This window comes from Microbacterium sp. LWH7-1.2, from assembly GCF_038397755.1.
Taxonomy (GTDB): domain Bacteria; phylum Actinomycetota; class Actinomycetes; order Actinomycetales; family Microbacteriaceae; genus Microbacterium.
The window spans coordinates 2,389,878-2,403,818 of the sequence record NZ_CP151637.1; the positions used below are offsets into that span (position 1 = coordinate 2,389,878).

Sequence of the window (13,941 nt, forward strand, 5' to 3'; positions counted from 1 at the left end):
CGCCCCTCGATCCTGCAAAGGCTGGCCGCCGGCCGGGCGGCGCGGCGGCAGACCATGCGCGCGAATCCCTCACCCGCGCGGCGAAGGGGCCGACGCACACGCGACGGCCCCTTCGTGGCCGAGTGTCACCAGGTGGTGACGTACTCCGACGAGCTGACGAGCCGCGCCTGCTCGATGATCGGCAGTGACCGGCCCACCGCCTGCGATACCCGGCGCTGGACGTCGGACGACGCCAGCTGACGGTCGACGAAGTCCGAATCGGAGGCGTAGACGCCGAGGGGCAGCGTCAGCGCCTGGAAGAACCCGAACAGCGGCCGCAGCTGGTGCTCCAGGATGAGCGCGTGCCGCTCGCCTCCGCCGGTGGCCGCGAGGAGCACGGGCGTGCCGACGAGATCGTACTGGCCGACGAAGTCGAAGAGGTGCTTGAACAGGCCGGTGAACGACGCGCGGTACACCGGCGACCCCACCACGAGCAGGTCGGCCGACTCGATGAGCTGCAGCGCCTCCTCGACCTCCGGTGCGACCTCGTCGCGCCGGAGCGCGCCGGCGAATCCCGGCCCGAGCGACGCGACCTCGATCAGCGTCGAGTCGATCTCGATGCGGGTTCCCACCTCGGCGAGGATCGTGCGAACGAGCGCAGTGGTGCGGCTCGGCTCGTGGAGGGATCCCGAGACGCCGACGACGTTCAGCGGACGGCTCATCGGCCATCCCCCTCCGGGGGCGCGACCGGACGCCCGATCGACAGCATGAGCCGGTTCGCCCAGTTGAAGAAGGCGGCGCCGTGCACGACGTCGGCGATCTCCAGCTCGTCGAGTCCTGCGGCGCGCAGGAGCGCGACGTGGCTCGCATCGAACGCCAGCGGCGTCGCGGTCAGTGCGGCCGCAGCGGCGACGATGGCGTCCCAGCGCTTCCCGAGCTCCGCCCCGATGCCCTCGGCCAGGAGCCGGTCGACGAGTTCCGGCGCCTTCGAGTGGTGAGCGGCGAAGCGCGCGTGCACCGAGGCGCAGAAGACGCAGCCGTTGACGCGCGAGGCCGCGGTGGCGGCGAGCTCCCGCTCGGCCCGAGGGAGTCCTTCCGCCGCGTTGTAGAAGATGTCCTTGTCGACGAGCGTGCGTGCCCGCAGGATCTCGGGATCCCTCGCGAGCAGCCGGAAGTAGTCGCTCGCTGCACGCTGCCGGTCGACGAGGCCGTCGTAATGGCGTTCGGTGAGCTCGTCGACGGCAAGGGGCTCCAGCCACGGCAGCCAGCCCACCTCGGCGCGCGTGAAATCGCGGGGGTGTGCGTCGTCGTGGACGAGGACGGCCGTCGCGGTGGTGACGCCGGTCATGCGGAGACCTCCTGGGATGCGGCGATGGCGCGCAGGCCGGCGGCCACGCGCTGCTGGAAGGCGAGGAAGGACACCAGCTGAGACAGCGTGATGACCCCGTCAGCGCTCCAGCCGGATCCGACGAGTCGACGCTGGTCGGCGTCATCCGCCTCACGCGGTCGGAACACCAGCAGATGGGCGTGAGCGAGGGCCGCGGTCACGCGTTCCCCGAGGGCGTCACGCACCTCGGCGCCCGGCTCGTAGCGACGACCGTCGCTGCTCTCGCCACGCAGTCCCTCCTCGCGGTAGGCCCCGAACGGACCAGCTGTGGCCGCGGCGGATGCCTCCGCCAGCACGATCGCGGCACGCTCGGGGTCGGCGCCCCGCGCCGCATCGGCGTAGAAGGCGGCCGTCGCGTCGTCGGCGGTGGAGCGGGTGGCGAACGCGGCGACGAGGAGCCGCTCGGGGAGGGGGAACGCGCTGTCGTCGACGGGCGCGAAGAGGGCGTCGTGGCTCGCCTGCAGCTGCTCGCGCGTGACGGGGCGCCGGCGGCGCAGCTCGTCGAGCGCGTCACCGGCGCGCACGCCGACGAGTTCGTCGACGACGTCGAGGGTAGCGGTGGTCATGGTGTCTCCTTTCCGAGACGGCTGAGGGGTTCGAGGCGGCGGTGGCGTGGGTCCCAGCCGAGCGCGGGAGCCACCTCGGTGGCGAACAGCTCGATGGAGCGCAGCACGAAGTCGTGGGGGGCATCCACCGAATGCACCTGGAAGGCGATCTCGGTGGCGCGCGCGAGAGTCGAATCGGCCGCGAGCGACGCGATCACCTGCTCGGGTGTGCCGAGGTGCGTGTCGGTGCCGGCGATGAGCTCGTCCAGAGTGTCGCCGGGAATGTGGTGCCCGGAGCGGCGGAGACCCTCCGCCCCACGGCGCAGACCCACCTCGGCGAACCGCAGCGCGTCGGCGCGATCGTCGGCCACGAAGACGGTGCGGGATGCCGTGATCCGTGGGGTCGTCCCCGCCGGGAGCGCCTCGAGGTAGCGGTCGATGATCGGGTGCTGCACGTCGGCTAGCGTCGCCTCCTGCGCGTCGGCCGGGCGTGGCTGGGTGCGCGAGAGCAGCAGGCCGTGGCCATGGGCGCCGGCGCGGGTGCCTCCCGGGGCCGAGAAGGTGGCCTGCCACACCCGCGACGCGAGGGGCGCGCGCGGCGCGGTGGGCGTGGCACCTTCCCGTCGGGCGCCGGTCCGCGACGTGGCCGTGCCCTCCGTCGTCGGATCGGGGTAGAGCGTGTTGCCGCCGCCGATCTCGCGGCCCGCGAGGGCGTCGAGGAGCACCGCGAGCTTCGCGTCGTACACGGCGGCCTTCGCGGCGACGTCCTGACCGAAGGGCACGAAGGACGACGGGGTGCCGCCGCTCCCGAGGCCGAGGTCGATCCGGCCGCCCGAGAGCAGGTCGGCGACGGCGGCGTCCTCCGCCACACGCACCGGGTCCTCGAGCGGGAGCGTGATGACCCCCGTACCGAGGCGGATCTCACTCGTCGCCGCCGCGGCGTGCGCAAGGAACACCAACGGTGCCGGCAGTCCGCCCTCCGCCGCACGGAAGTGGTGCTGCGCGACCCACGCCCGCCCGATGCCGAACCGCTCGGAGTGCCGGATCTGATCGGTCGCGAGGCGGTACCGCTCGGCGGCGGGCGCATCGTCCAGCAGGCGGGTGAAGAAGGCCAGTGACGTCACGGTCATGCCGCGACCTCCGATCGTCCGGGCACGGCAGCCAGCAGCTCGCGCGTGTAGGCATGGGCGGGGGCGGTGAAGATGTCCTCGGTGCTGCCCGACTCGACGATCCGGCCTCGTCGCATGACCGACACCGTGTGGCTGATGCGGCGCACCACGGCGAGGTCGTGGGAGATGAACAGGTACGTCAGCCCCAGTTCCTGCTGCAACGACGCGAGCAGCTCGAGGATGCGCGCCTGCACGGTCACGTCGAGCGCCGAGACGGCCTCGTCGAGCACGACGACCTCGGGCCGGATCGCGAGCGCGCGGGCGATCGCGACGCGTTGCCGCTGCCCGCCCGACAGCTCGCGCGGCGAGCGCTCGAGCACGTCCGAAGGAAGCGAAACGCGGTCGATGAGCTCGGCGGCCCGCGCCCTCCGCCCGGAGCGCGTGCCCTCGCGGAAGTTGTGCAGCGGCTCGGCAACGATCTGTGCGACGCTCTGGCGCGGGTCGAGCGACGAGAAGGGGTTCTGGTACACCAGCTGCACGCGGCGGCGCAGCCGCCGGAGTTCCTCGCCTCTCAGTCCCGCGATGTCGTCTCCGTCGAGCTCGATGCGGCCGGCGTCCGGATGCAGGAACCGCGTGACCAGGCGCGCGGTCGTGGTCTTGCCCGACCCCGACTCACCAACGAGCGCATGCGTCGTGCCGCGGCGCACCTGGAACGACACGTCGTCCACGGCGCGGAAGGCCTCCCGCCCGCGACCGCTTACGGCGAACTCCTTGACGAGTCCCTCCGCCGCGATGGCGTACGGGTTCTCGCCGGCGACGGCCGCGGCGTCCCGCAGGAACAGCGGCGCAGCCGGCCGCTGGAAGTCGCCGGTCGCGAGGGCGGGCGCGTCGGCGAGCAGCTGACGGGTGTAGGGATCGGACGGCGACGACAGGATGCCGGAGGTCGGCCCTTGCTCGACGATCCGGCCGTGGTTGAGCACGACGACGCGCTGGGCGCGGTCGGCGGCGATCCCGAGATCGTGCGTGACGAGGAGAACCGAGGTACCCTCCTCGCGGCGGAGGTCGTCGATCAGATCGAGGATGCGCCGCTGGACTGTGGCGTCGAGCGCGCTCGTCGGCTCGTCGGCGATGATCAGCCGCGGCCGCAGCGCGATCGCCGTGGCGATGAGCACCCGCTGCCGCATGCCGCCCGACAGCTCGTGCGGGTGCTGCCGTGCCCGCAGCGCGGGATCGTCGAGCCCGACGCGGTCGAGCAGCTCGAGCACACGGGCGCGGCGAGCCGCGGCATCCCGTATCCCGTGAAGGCGGAGGACCTCGCCCACCTGCGCGCCGACCGGACGCACCGGGTCGAGCGACGACACCGGGTCCTGCGGCACCAGGCCGACCTGCGCCCCACGCACGGCGCGGAGGCGCTTCTCGCCCCAGCCGGCGACGTCCACGCCGCCGATCGCGATCGACCCGCCGTCGACACGCCCACCCTCGGGGAGCAGGCCGATCAGGGCGTGCGCGGTGGTCGACTTGCCGGAGCCCGACTCTCCGACGAGCGCGACGACCTCGCCCTCGCCGACCGAGAGGTCGACGTCGTGGACGACCTCACGGCGGCCGGTCCGCGTCTGATACGACACACGCAGGCCCCGCACGTCGAGCACGTTCATCGGGTTCCCCTTCCGATCGACTGGCTGATGCGGTTGGCGCTCAGCACGACCACCAGCACGACGAGGCCGGGCAGCGTGGTGAGCCACCACGCGGTGGCGACGTAGTTGCGCCCCTCGGCGATGAGCAGCCCCCACTCCGGCGTCGGCGGCGGCGCTCCGTAACCGAGGAACCCGAGGGTCGAGATCGCGAGGATCGCGGTGCCGAACTGGAGAGCGGCGAGCCCGACGACGGCGGTGAGCGAGTTCGGCAGCACGTGGCGGCGCAACACCGACAGGAAAGATCCTCCGCTGCCGAACGCGGCCTCGACGTAGTCGGTCCGGCGGACCCGTACGACCTCCGAGCGGGACAGCCGCGCGAAAGAGGCGACGCTGACGATTCCGACGGCGATCGCGGCGTTAACCGTGCCGAAGCCCAGGAGGATGATCACGGAGAGCATGAGCAACAGCCCTGGGATCGAGAGCAGCACGTCGACCAGGCGCATCAGGATGTCGTCGACCCAGCCCCCGACCGACCCCGCGAGGACGCCGACGGCGGTGCCGGCCGCCAGCCCGACCGTGACGGCCATGAGTGCGCCGGACAGCGAGTAGACGGCGCCGTGGACGACGCGCGCGTAGAGGTCGCGCCCGATCGCGTCGGTCCCGAACCAGTGCGCGGGGCTGGGGGGCAAGAGCTTGTCCGCCGGCACGCCGACGAGCGGGTCGTACGCCGTGAACAGCCATGGCGCGACCGCCCAGAGCACGGCGATCACGATGACCGCGATCGCCGCCGCCAGCGTCCACGAGGGTCGCCGTCCGCGCGCGAAGATCCGCGCGACCGACGAGCGACGCACGGGGCGCCTGTCGGGGGCACCTGCGTCGAGCGCGATCGGATCGACGACGGTTCCGCTTGCCTCATCCCGTGCGATCGCGGCGGCACCGGCGTCCTGGACATCTGTCGTGATCTGAGCGCTCACGGACGCACCCACTCCCGCTGTCCACCGTGTCGCGGGATCTGCGAAGCGTGTCCCGCTTTCGGTCGGCTGCGACCCGATCGACCGACCGGATGGGGGACATGGTCGGCTGTGTGGACGAGATCTCTCATGCGGGAGCCTCCTGCAGCGCGGGGGTGGTGGACGGGGTGCGGGCGGCGCGCGCGCCGGCGCGCAGCCGCGGGTCGAGCACGGGGTAGAGCACGTCCACCACGAGATTGACGACGACGAAGGTCAGCGCGGCGAGCACGACGATGCCCTGGAGGACCGGGATGTCCTGGTTGGCGACGGCCTGCTCCGTCACGCGGCCGATGCCCGCGCGTCCGAACACCGTCTCCGTGACGACGGCGCCGCCGATGAGCTCGCCGAACAGCACGCCGGCGATCGTCAGCGTCGGCAGGAGGGCGTTGCGGGCGACGGAGCGCCACAGCACCCACGACGGCGACGCGCCCTTCGCGCGGACCACCGTGACGAACGGCTGCAGCTGCACGTCGTCGATGCTGCGCACCAGGATCTGCGCGAGCGGCGCCGAGATCGGCACTGCGAGGGTGATGACCGGGAGGATGAGGCCCGCCACCGGGTCGGCCCCGACGATCGGCACCCATCCGAGCCCGAACGAGAACACCTGGATCAGCACGATGCCGAGCCAGAACACCGGCACTGCGACGAACACGCCCGGCAGCGCCTGCAGCAGATGGCGGAGCCACGTGAACGGAGACAGAGTCGACAGGAATGCGATCGCGAAGGCGATGACCGCGGCGAGCGCGAACCCGAGGGTCGCGAGCGCTGCCGTCGGAGGGAGAGCCTCGCCGATGAGCTGGAGCACGCCGGTGCCGTACTGCGTGGAGTATCCGAAGTCGCCCTGCACGTAGCCCAGGAGAGTGACCCCGTATTGCTCCCACCATGGCGAATCCGCGCCGTACGCGGTGCGGATCGACTCGATCTGCTCGGGTGTGAGCCCCAGCTCGGGGTTGTCGTACTTGATCAGGATGGCGTCGCCCGGCAGCAGCTGCAGGAGGATGAAGGTGGCCGTGAAGGCCGCGATCAGGACGATCGCGGCCTGCCCGGCGCGGCGGAGCGCGTAGCTCATCGGTCAGGCTCCGGTCCTACTTCTGCTCGTCGAGCCACACGTCGTAGAACAGCGGACGCGCGACCGACTCGAACTCGACGCCGTGGACGTGGGGCGCCGCGCCGTAGACCTGCGGCTCCTCGAACAGCGGGATGACGTACGCCTGCTCGGCGAGGTAGTCCTGCACCGCCTGGGACGCGGCGATGCGCTCGTCGGCGTCGGGCGTCGAGGCCACGGCCTCCAGCAGCCGGTCGAGCTCGGGGTCGTCGGACAGCAGCGTGTTGCGGTTCGTCGTGTAGAACTGGCTCTTGATGACGTCGAGGTCCGCGCGTCCGACCATCGAGTGGTACAGGGGTGTCTTGAGCGGATCCTTGATGTCCTCGGCATAGGTGCCGGCATCCGCCGACTTCACGTTGAGCTCGACGCCGATCTTCTTCAGCTGCTGCGACACGAGTTCGAGCGTCTGCTTGGACAGTGGCTGCGGCTTGGCCTCGTAGACGTCCAGCGACAGGCGCTGTCCGTCCTTCTCACGGATGCCATCGGCTGCGGGTTCCCAGCCGGCTTCGTCCAGGAGCTCCTCGGCCTTCTCGGGGGCGTACTCGTAGTGGTCGGACTCGTCTTTGTAGCCGAGGGCGGAGGAGCTGAGAGCGGAGGTCGCGCGCGGGTAGTTCGCCGTGAAGATCGTGTCGACCACCTCCTGGCTGTCCACCCCCGCCACCAGCGCCTGGCGCACGCGGATGTCGCTCAGCAGCGGATTCGTGAACCGCAGGCTCAGTCCGTTGTTCACGCCGCGGGTCTGCGGCGCGTAGAGATCGAAGCCGGACGACTCGACCCGTGCCTCATCGAACGCCTGCACGTACCGGATGTAGTCGGCCTGGCCCGACAGCAGGGAGCCGATGCGCACGCTGTCCTCGGGGGTGACGATGAGGTGGATCTCGTCCAGGTAGGCCCGGCCCTGGTGCTCGAAGCTCGGCGGCGCCCAGTCGTAGTCCTCGCGGGCCTCCAGCGTGAGCTCGGTGCCGAGCTTCTCGTCGGTGATGACGAACGGCCCCGAGCCGACGATCTCGGTCGCGTTGCCGGCGCCGAGCTCCTCGAGGGTGCGGTCGAGCGTCGCCGGCGACAGCAGGCCCGAGTTGATGGTCGAGGTCGCCTGGAGGAAGCCGGGGGCGGGTGCCGAGAACCGGAACGTCACGGTGTCGGCGTCGACGACCTCGCTCGAGGCGTAGTTGTTGATCGCCTCCGAGACGGTCAGGCCCAAGGCCGCGTCACCGAGGCCGTACGTGTCGAAGTTCTTCGCCACGGCCGCCGCGTCGAGCGGCGTGCCGTCGGAGAACGTCACATCGTCCCGCAGTTCGAAGGTGTACTCGGTCGCGTCGTCGTTCACGGCCCACTCGGTGGCGACCCACGGCTCGATGTCGAGCGTCTCCGGGTTCTGCCACGTCAGGCGCGCCGCGATGTTGTTCACGATGCCGCCGTTGGGGTAGAAGCCGGCCTGCGGCGGGTAGAGGTTCGTGTAGGTCTGGTGCTCGAGGTAGGTGAGTGTGCCCCCGGTGACGGGGTCGCCGGCCGCTGCGGCGGCGTTCTCTGCGGCGGGCTGCGGCGACGCGCACGCCGTGAGGAATGCCGCAGTCAGGAGGACGGCGACGGCACCGGCGACGATTCGCGATGCGGGACGGGACATGGGTTCTCCTGTGGGCCTGGGGTGGTGAGGGGGTACACGCCACGCTAGGGAGCGGCATTCGGTCATCGCCGTCGGGCTGTTACGGCCGTTCACCGCACGAAAGCGGGGGTCACCGACGTTCACATGGGGTAATGCGGGTGGGACTGCGCGCTTCCTCTCGCTGGTTCCCCAGCGCTCAACGACCGGTGGCGGCGGCCGGCGCGGAATCGTGAAGAAGGCAGGGCGAGCCGAGACCGAGCCGATCCCGCAGCGTCGCTCCGGACCGGCCGATGAGCCCGCGGCGCCGCAGCTCGGGCACCGCGAGGGACGTGAAGGCCTCGAACTGGGCGGGCTGGAAGGCCGACAGCACGTTGAACCCGTCGGTGGCTCCGGCGTCGCGCCAGAGCTCGAAGTGATCGGCGATCGCCTGGGGGCTACCGACCACGAAGTTCGCCGGCACGGCGTGAGCGGCGATGAGATGCCGCCACGTCACCGGGTGGGACCCGCCGAGGTCGCGGCCCGTGCGCGCGGCGACGACATCAAGCGTCTGCGCCGCGGCCTCCGCGAAGCGTCCAGCCGTCCCCGGGGGTACGGCGTCGTCGATGGATGCCTCGCGCATCGGGTCGTCCGGACCGATCTCCGCGACGTCGAGGAACGAGGTCAGCGACCGATTCTGGGGGAAAGCGGTGCGTCGGGCGTGGTCCGATGCCCCGTCGTCGATGGGCACGAGCAGCAGGAGGCGGTCGACGATGGCGCGGGCCGCGGCAACCGTCGCCGCCACCACCGGCACGACCGGGACGATGACCTTCAGATCGTCAGGATCGCGACCGGATGCCTCGGCCAGCGCCCGCAGCTCGGCACGCGTGGCCGCGGCCACTGCCGGGTCGCCGGCCGCGATGAGGGCGAGGTCGGCCTCGGCCGCCGCGAGCGCACGCGAGCGCGGCGAGGTGCCGGCGTGCACGATGGGCGGATGCGCCTGCGGGGGACGGGCGACGTTCAGCGGACCCTCGACCCGCACCTGCGTGCCGGCGAAGGCCGCCGGTCGCAGCCGGTCTGCGTCGATGAGCACGCCCGTCGCGGTGTCGGCGATCCAGGCATCGGCATCCCATGACTCCCACAGCAGCCGCAGCGCCCGCACGAACTCCCCCGCGCGGTCGTAGCGCGTCTCGTTGTCGGCGTGCGCGTCGCGGCCGTGGTTCGCGGCGGCGCGCGGTTCGGCGCCGGTGACGAGGTTGATGCCCGCGCGACCGCCCGTGAGCAGGTCGAGGGATGCCGTCGCCCGCGCCGTCGCGTAGGGATCCGCGTACGTCGAGTTCACGGTGGCGATGAGCCCGATGTGCTCGGTGACGCCCGCGAGGTAGAGCGCAGCGCTGAGCGGGTCGATGCGCGCGAGAAGGTAGGGGTCGCGGAACTCGAGGTCGGGGCCCGTCGCCAGCCAGTCGCCGAAGAAGAGGTAGTCGAGGTCCGCGTCCTCGGCGACGCGGGCGATGCGACGCAGAACCGCGGCATCCGTCTGAGGGTCGGCGTGCGCGCCCGGGTACCTCCACCCGGACGGATAGGCGCCGAGCGTGCGCACCATGACGCCGACGATGAGCGGCTCGGTCATACCGGCACCACGTCGAGCGACGGAGCGGGGCCGACGGCGGCCAGTCGGCCTCGCGAGCGCGACCACTGACTCCACGACCCCGGATACACCACGACGTCGATGCCGGCGACGGCGCCGGCGAGCGCCGTGTGCGTCGCCGCGATGCCCGAGCCGCAGTAGGCGGCCACCGCAACGCCGTCCACCACGCCCGCGGCCGCGAACTGGGCGCGTATCTCATCGGGCGAGCGGAACCTGCCCGCGGTGAGGTGCACCGTCGTCGGGAGATTGACGGCGCCGGGGATGTGACCGCCGACCGGATCGTGCGGCTCGCTGTCACCGCGGTACCGCTCCGGCGCGCGAACGTCGAGCAGCAGGCCATGGTCGGGCCACTCCTCGACGCCGTCGATGTCGGCGACACCGCCGGTGATCTCGTCGAGCACGACGTCCCCGGGCGGCCGGGGCAGCACGTCACCGGTCTCGAGCGGCAGACGCTCGGCGAGCCAGCCGCGCAGGCCGCCGTCGAGCACCCGCACGTCGGCGAGACCCGACCGCGTCAGCACCCACCACGCGCGCGCGGCGGCGACGGAGTGCACGTCGTCGTACGCGACGACGGTGTCGCCGCTGCGGATGCCCCACCGCCGCGCCGCAGCCTCGAGCTGCTCGCGAGGCGGCAGCGGATGGCGCCCTTCGCGCGGGTCGCCCCGGCGTGCCAGTTCGTGATCGAGATCGACATAGACCGCACCCGGCAGATGCCCGTCGAGGTAGGCCGGCCGCCCCTCGGGCTGGTCGAGCCGCCAGCGCACGTCGAGGATCCGCGGCGGGGTGCCGCCGCGGATCAGGGTGGCGAGCTCGGTCGGCGAGATGATCGGGGAAGGCATGCGGCCATGCTCGCCCGGCCGCTGACGGCGCGGAATGTCGCGACGACATACGCCGCGACACGACGACACGGAGGGTCACACGCGGTCAAACGGCGTGTCATCCTGGGGGCGTCGCGGGTCGAAGTCGGGACGGCACGTACGGAGTGTCTCGACACGAATCCGGGGCGCGTCGGGCGGGCTGCCATACGATTCCGCCAGAACCGATGGAGGAACGGATGCCGCACCCTCGCGCGACACGTGAGTCCCGGGCTCCGCGACGCTCGCGCCCGACCCGGCTGCTCGCGGCACTCGCCATCGCGGCGGGGCTCACGCTTCTCGTCGGATGCGGCAACGGCGGGATCCCGATTCCCACCGCACTCCCGACGGCCCTGCCCACGAACCTTCCGACGAGCCTGCCGACCCCGACTGCCTCCCCCGCGCCGACGGTCGAGCCGACGCCCGAGCCCACGCGGGTTCTGCCGACTCGCTCCCCCTCCCCGACGCCGGAGCCCACACCGGAACCGACCGTGGTGCCCGAACCCACGGCCGACCCCACGGCACCCGCGCCGGTTCCCACCGTCGTCCCCGAGCCGACGGCCACGCCGGCGCCGGAACCGACACCGACGCCCATTCCGACACCCACGCCCAGGCCTACGGTGACGCCCACCGTCACCGCGACGCCCTCGCCCACCGCCGAAGCAGGCGACAATGCCGCCGCGTCCATCGACTGGGTGCCGTGGGTCGTGCTGGCGGTGCTGCTCGTGGCGGCCGCGGTGATCTACCTCATCGTGCGCCGGCCACGGCCGAAGCCACCCACGGAGCCCTGAGTTCTGCTGCGCGCTCGGCACGTTTCGACTCGCTCGTTCCTCGCTCGCTCAACGACCGGAGGGAAGGCCGGGAGGCGGCAGCGGGAACGGGGAGCGGCAAGGCGGGGAGCGGGAGGCGTCAGCCGCGGAGAGCGAGGGCGAACGGGAGCACCTCGGTCGCCCCCGCGAGGCGGAGTTCCCGCGCAGCGACGGTGAGGGTCCAGCCGCTGTCCACGCGGTCGTCGACCAGGAGCACCGGCCCGGCGGGGAGGCCGAGGCCGGCGGCCGAGAAGCGGCCCCAGACTCCCGCCACACGGAAGGCGCTGTTGCCACCCGGCTGCCCGAGAGGACCGCCGTCGACGAGGTCGAGCGACCCCAGGAACGGGAGCCGCCCGACATCGGCGAGACCTCGGGCGAGCGACTCCACGAGCTGCGTCCGCGACCGCGACGGCATCGCGACGACCGCGACGGGGCGCCGCTCCCAGCCCCACTCCGCCAGCACCCGCGCGCAGGCCTCGAGCACGTTCGGCGGCACCGGCGCGTCCGGTGCACCGGCGGCGAACAGGTCTCGCAGCGCGCCGCCCCACCCGAGGTCGGTGAGACGAGCGAGGGCGCGTCCTTCAGCCGCCTGCTCCTCGGCGGGAATCCGTCCCTTCACCGGCACCCCGAGCCTGTCGGCACCCGTCGGCCACTGCCGCCTGGGCTCGATCGGCACGCCGACGCGGTCGAGGGCGGCGGTCGCAGCATCCGTCGCACCGGAGGCGATCGTCGTGGAGAACCAGGCGCCCGCACAGTTGTCGCAGCGGCCGCAAGGGGCTGCGGTGTCGTCGTCGAGCGAGCGCTGCAAGAACTCCATGCGGCAGCCGGAGGTCTCTTCGTACTCGATCATGTGCTGCTGCTCGGCGACACGCTCGGCCGCGATGCGGCGGTAGCGCTCCTCGTCGTAGGTCCACGGCTCACCGGTGGCGATCCAGCCGCCACGCACGCGGCCGACGGCTCCGTCGACGTCGAGCACCTTCAGCAGCAGCTCGAGCGGCGTGCGGCGGACGTCGACGACCGCCTCGAGCGCAGGCGTCGACATCGGCCCCGTCGATGCGGCGAGCGCGCCGAGCACCCGCTCGGCGCGGTCGCGGTCGGGCATCGACGCGGTCGCGAAGTAGTGCCAGATCTCGCGGTCCTCGGTGCCGGGCAGCAGCAGCACGTCTGCGGAGTCGGTCGCGCGGCCGGCACGACCGACCTGCTGGTAGTACGACACCGGTGACGACGGGGCCCCGAGGTGCACGACGAATCCGAGGTCGGGCTTGTCGAATCCCATGCCGAGGGCGCTCGTCGCCACGAGCGCCTTCACGCGGTTGTCTTTGAGGAGCGCCTCGGACTCCTCGCGCTCGTCGGTGTCGGTCTGCCCGGTGTAGGCGCGGACGTCGTACCCGCGCTCGCGCAGCAGCCGTGCGGTGTCGTTCGCGGCGGCCACCGTCAGGGTGTAGATGATGCCGGATCCCGGGAGGTCGCCGAGGTGGCTGAGCAGCCACGCCAGCCGGCTCGGAGAGTTCGGCAGCCGCAGCACGCCGAGCCGCAGCGACGCCCGCGCGAGCGGACCGCGGATCGTGAGGACGCCGGGGGTCGCCACATCCGTCCCTGCAGTTCCGGCGGTTCCGGCGTCGAGCTGCTCGGCGACGTCGGCGACGACGCGGCTGTTGGCGGTGGCGGTGGTCGCGAGCACCGGCACTCCCGCGGGCATGCGCGCGATCAGGTCGCGCAGGCGCCGGTAGTCGGGGCGGAAGTCATGGCCCCAGTCGCTGATGCAGTGCGCTTCGTCGACGACGAGGAGGCCGATGCGGGCGACGAGCTGAGGCAGCTGCTCATCGCGGAACGACGGATTGTTGAGACGCTCGGGCGACACGAGCAGCACGTCGACCTCGTCGCGGTCGAGCCGGGCGAGCACGTCACCCCACTCGTGCGCGTTGGTCGAGTCGATCTTCACGGCCCGCACCCCGGCGCGCCGAGCGGCGGCGATCTGGTCCCTCATGAGCGCCAGGAGAGGCGACACGAGCACGGTCGGCCCCGCCCCGCGCCGTCGCAGGAGCAGCGTCGACACGAAGTACACCGCCGATTTGCCCCACCCCGTGCGCTGCACGACGAGCGCCCGACGGCGATCGTCGACGAGGGCCTCGATCGCTTCGAACTGCCCATCGTGGAAGTCGGCGTCGTCGCGGCCGACGAGAGTGTGCAGCACATCGAGGGCTTCGCTGCGGGTCGTGGTGGTCGCTGTCACCCTTCCACCCTGCCTGACACGACCGACACCGGCGACCGGTCGTGTTACC

Annotated in this window: 12 protein-coding genes; 1 reads left to right on the plus strand and 11 read right to left on the minus strand. The window is 72.1% G+C overall.

All coding sequences use genetic code 11. The annotated features are described in order from the left end of the window. Positions 1-125 precede the first annotated feature (125 nt). From msuE to MRBLWH7_RS11195, 10 genes are all read right to left on the minus strand, one after another. A complete protein-coding gene (msuE, locus tag MRBLWH7_RS11150; protein ID WP_341994433.1) occupies positions 126-701 on the minus strand; it encodes an FMN reductase in 576 nt (191 codons plus the stop codon). Further along, a complete protein-coding gene (locus MRBLWH7_RS11155; RefSeq protein ID WP_341994435.1) occupies positions 698-1,327 on the minus strand; it encodes an alkylhydroperoxidase domain protein in 630 nt (209 codons plus the stop codon). Before MRBLWH7_RS11155 ends, msuE begins: the two co-directional genes overlap by 4 nt. Continuing rightward, positions 1,324-1,932 carry a CMD domain protein gene (locus tag MRBLWH7_RS11160; RefSeq protein ID WP_341994437.1) on the minus strand — a complete coding sequence of 203 codons (609 nt, stop codon included), beginning with the start codon at positions 1,930-1,932 and terminating at the stop codon, positions 1,324-1,326. The genes MRBLWH7_RS11155 and MRBLWH7_RS11160 overlap by 4 nt, the downstream gene beginning before the upstream one ends. Further along, positions 1,929-3,041 carry an LLM class flavin-dependent oxidoreductase gene (locus tag MRBLWH7_RS11165; protein ID WP_341994439.1) on the minus strand — a complete coding sequence of 371 codons (1,113 nt, stop codon included), beginning with the start codon at positions 3,039-3,041 and terminating at the stop codon, positions 1,929-1,931. Before MRBLWH7_RS11165 ends, MRBLWH7_RS11160 begins: the two co-directional genes overlap by 4 nt. Then, positions 3,038-4,675 carry an ABC transporter ATP-binding protein gene (locus MRBLWH7_RS11170; protein WP_341994440.1) on the minus strand — a complete coding sequence of 546 codons (1,638 nt, stop codon included), beginning with the start codon at positions 4,673-4,675 and terminating at the stop codon, positions 3,038-3,040. The genes MRBLWH7_RS11165 and MRBLWH7_RS11170 overlap by 4 nt, the downstream gene beginning before the upstream one ends. Then, the gene (locus MRBLWH7_RS11175) at positions 4,672-5,481 is read right to left on the minus strand and encodes an ABC transporter permease (protein ID WP_342002022.1); all 810 of its coding nucleotides are present in this window, start codon (positions 5,479-5,481) and stop codon (positions 4,672-4,674) included. Before MRBLWH7_RS11175 ends, MRBLWH7_RS11170 begins: the two co-directional genes overlap by 4 nt. Positions 5,482-5,752: 271 nt before the next feature. Continuing rightward, on the minus strand, positions 5,753-6,733 hold the full coding sequence (locus tag MRBLWH7_RS11180; RefSeq protein ID WP_341994442.1) for an ABC transporter permease: 981 nt from the start codon (positions 6,731-6,733) through the stop codon (positions 5,753-5,755). A 16-nt stretch (positions 6,734-6,749) separates the two neighbouring features. Continuing rightward, positions 6,750-8,393, minus strand: coding sequence for a TIGR04028 family ABC transporter substrate-binding protein (locus MRBLWH7_RS11185; protein WP_341994444.1), 1,644 nt, complete (start codon positions 8,391-8,393; stop codon positions 6,750-6,752). 175 nt (positions 8,394-8,568) lie between these two features. Further along, the gene (locus MRBLWH7_RS11190) at positions 8,569-9,978 is read right to left on the minus strand and encodes an NtaA/DmoA family FMN-dependent monooxygenase (protein ID WP_341994446.1); all 1,410 of its coding nucleotides are present in this window, start codon (positions 9,976-9,978) and stop codon (positions 8,569-8,571) included. Then, a complete protein-coding gene (locus tag MRBLWH7_RS11195; RefSeq protein WP_341994448.1) occupies positions 9,975-10,835 on the minus strand; it encodes a sulfurtransferase in 861 nt (286 codons plus the stop codon). Before MRBLWH7_RS11195 ends, MRBLWH7_RS11190 begins: the two co-directional genes overlap by 4 nt. Before the next feature lie 215 nt (positions 10,836-11,050). Here MRBLWH7_RS11195 and MRBLWH7_RS11200 point away from each other — a divergent pair, with 215 nt between their 5' ends. Beyond that, positions 11,051-11,641 (plus strand): hypothetical protein, encoded by a 591-nt coding sequence (locus MRBLWH7_RS11200; RefSeq protein WP_341994450.1) that lies wholly within the window; start codon positions 11,051-11,053, stop codon positions 11,639-11,641. Between the two features lie 118 nt (positions 11,642-11,759). Here the strand turns inward: MRBLWH7_RS11200 and MRBLWH7_RS11205 are convergent, their stop codons facing one another. Then, positions 11,760-13,892: a DEAD/DEAH box helicase gene (locus MRBLWH7_RS11205; protein ID WP_341994452.1), complete on the minus strand. Its 2,133-nt coding sequence runs from the start codon at positions 13,890-13,892 to the stop codon at positions 11,760-11,762. Positions 13,893-13,941 lie beyond the last annotated feature (49 nt).